The sequence below is a fragment of the Aquiflexum sp. genome (assembly GCF_977115555.1).
Map to the genome: position 1 here is coordinate 1 of NZ_CDSBKL010000475.1, position 2,766 is coordinate 2,766.

3 protein-coding genes are annotated in these 2,766 nt (G+C 39.8%); 2 read left to right on the forward strand and 1 reads right to left on the reverse strand.

The genetic code is table 11. From position 1 onward, the window contains the following. The first annotated feature begins 173 nt into the window (after positions 1-173). Positions 174-1,508 carry an MFS transporter gene (locus ACZFYI_RS18450; RefSeq protein ID WP_462525594.1) on the forward strand — a complete coding sequence of 445 codons (1,335 nt, stop codon included), beginning with the start codon at positions 174-176 and terminating at the stop codon, positions 1,506-1,508. A 77-nt stretch (positions 1,509-1,585) separates the two neighbouring features. Beyond that, entirely contained in the window at positions 1,586-2,455 is an 870-nt protein-coding gene (locus ACZFYI_RS18455; protein WP_462525595.1) for a type 2 periplasmic-binding domain-containing protein, read from the forward strand. Here ACZFYI_RS18455 and ACZFYI_RS18460 read toward each other — a convergent pair. Beyond that, positions 2,430-2,766, reverse strand: a 337-nt coding sequence (locus ACZFYI_RS18460; protein WP_462525596.1) for a sensor histidine kinase, incomplete at its 5' end; no start/stop codon positions are given. The genes ACZFYI_RS18455 and ACZFYI_RS18460 overlap by 26 nt on opposite strands.

Genomic DNA, 2,766 nt, shown 5'->3' on the forward strand with positions numbered 1-2,766 from the left:
TCGCATTTTTAAAGAAACTGACTGAATTTGACCCATTACCTGAATATACTTACCCTTATCTCGAAATTAAAAATGCTTCTACTTTCACATTTGATAATTTCAGTGAAGCATTTGACATAGTAGTTCAATAGTTATTTTACCAAGAGTATATTCATAGATCTTAACCCAAAATAATGCAAGCAATCGATAAAAAGCCAAGGCTCAGTTTTTGGCAGATTTGGAACATGAGTTTCGGATTTTTAGGTATTCAGTTTGGATTTGCGCTACAGGGAGGTTTTATGTCCCGTATTTTCCAAACATTGGGAGCTGACAAAGATGCCATACCTATGTTATGGATCGCGGCTCCCCTGACAGGCTTGCTTGTCCAGCCGATTGTAGGCTACCTCAGTGACAGAACATGGCATCCGAGATTCGGAAGAAGAAAACCTTTCTTTCTTATTGGGGCAATGTTAAGTACGATTGCTTTATTTTTTGCCCCTTATTCATCTGCCCTTTGGATGGCGGCAGGAGCACTTTGGATCTTAGATGCCTCGATCAATATCAGTATGGAGCCTTTCAGAGCTTTGGTGGCTGACAAACTTCCTGACAGTCAGCGTTCCTATGGATTCGTTGTTCAGACACTCATAATCGGCATAGGAACCTGGGTAGCAAGTAATTTGCCATGGTTTATGACACAGATTGGAGTCCCCAATACAGCAGAGCCGGGTGTGGTTCCTGATTCAGTTAAATTCGCATTCGCAATTGGAGCCGTTGTGCTTTTCAGTTCTATATTATATACTATTCTTACTACTGATGAATATCCCCCGGAAGACCTGGATGCTCTCAAAAAGGAAAATGAAGATAGCAAAGGTGTATTAAATGGATTTAAAGAAATCTTTAAAAACATTTCTGGTATGCCCAAAGTCATGAAGCAGTTGGGCGTGGTGCAGTTTTTCTCTTGGTTTGCCTTTTTTACCATGTGGAGTTTTGCTACTCCAGCCATTACTGAGCATATCTTCAAAGCCACCGATACCACTTCCCAAGTGTACAATGATGCCGCTGACAGTGTTGGAAATTATCTTGGGACGTATGGTTTGGTCTCCATGTTTTTTGCTTTGATTCTTGCATTCGTGACAAGCAAAATTAAAATAAACAGAAAGCTGCTGCACATGTTCAGTCTGATTGCAGGTGGGTTTGGTTTTATCCTGATATACTACATCTCAGAACCTTGGATGTTGCACATTTGCTTTGCATTGGTAGGGGTTGCTTGGGCAAGTATTTTGTCTATGCCCTATGCGATGCTTTCGAGCGCCGTCAACCCTAAGCAAATGGGCGTTTTTATGGGTATTTTCAACATGTTTATCGTGATACCACAGATTGTTGCAGCATTGGGAGGCATTAATTTTATGTATAAGTTTTTGTTTGGGGAAGAGGTAATCTATACCATGGTTTTGGCGGGGTGTTCCTTAATAGTTGCAGGATTAAGCAACCTTTTCATCACCAACAGAAATGCCACGCATGACATGTGATGGATATTTAAAATCTTAAAAATGCAATACCGCTATCAAAAAATAGCGGTATTTTTGTTATTTACAAAAGCTAAAAAATGAAAAAAATAACCATCACCGGCGTGCCTGAACATTTTAATTTTCCCTGGCTGCAAGTTGTCAAAAGACAGCCATTTTTAGCCAAAGGCATTCAATTGGATTGGATAGACGAACCAAAAGGTTCGGGTGCAATGAACAAATCATTACGTGAAGGGGCAACAGATCTAGCGGTGGTGCTGACTGAAAGTTTTATTAAGGACAAGATCGAGGGAAATCCTGCATTGATTATTGGATACCATATTGAATCACCTTTGATTTGGGGAATACATGGATCGGGGAAATCAGAAATCAAGGACATTTCTGAACTGGGACATGGGGAATTTGTCATCAGCAGGTATGGGTCTGGTTCACATTTGATGGCATTCTTATTGGCCAAAAGGGAAAAATGGAACCTGGAAACTCTGGATTTTGAAGTCGTCGGTGACCTTGATGGTGCCAAAGAGGCTTTGCAGGATGAAATACACAAACTTTTCCTATGGGAAAAATTCACAACCCAGCCCTTGGTAGACAAGGGGATTTTTAGAAGGATCGGAGAAATACCCACACCATGGCCTTGCTTTGTGATCTTAGCAAATCCCTCAGTTTTACTTGAGAATGCAGAAATTATTGGTAAACTAAGGGATTTGGTTTATCAGGAATCAATCAACCTCCTCCAAAATCCAGATTATCCTACCATTCTCAGCGAGACTTATAAAATCAAATTAGAAGATATCAAATCATGGCTTGCACAAACCCAGTGGGCAAAAAACGGAGATATAGCCAAAAATACACTTCAAGAAACAATGGAGGTCTTGAAAGATTTGAAATTGATTGAAAAAACTATCAATCCTGAAGAATTGATATTCAAATCACTTGTTGGGCTTTATTGACTGAGACGTTCTGCAAAAGCAAAATGGCAGTGGTACCCTCCCCTTTTTTGCTTTCAAGCATCAGTTTACCACCCATCAACCCCAAAAATTCTTTGCAAAGGTTCAAACCTAAACCTGTTCCTTTTTCCTTATCGGTTCCTACACTTGATTCTAATAGTGAAACTTGTTGATTAAGGATCGTGTCAAGTTGGATTTCACTCATACCCAAACCATAATCCTGGATGACGAGTTTAATGAATTCCCCTTCCTTTTGGGAGTAAATATCAATATTGGATCCTTTGTTAGAGAACTTTATTGCATTGCTTAGAAGG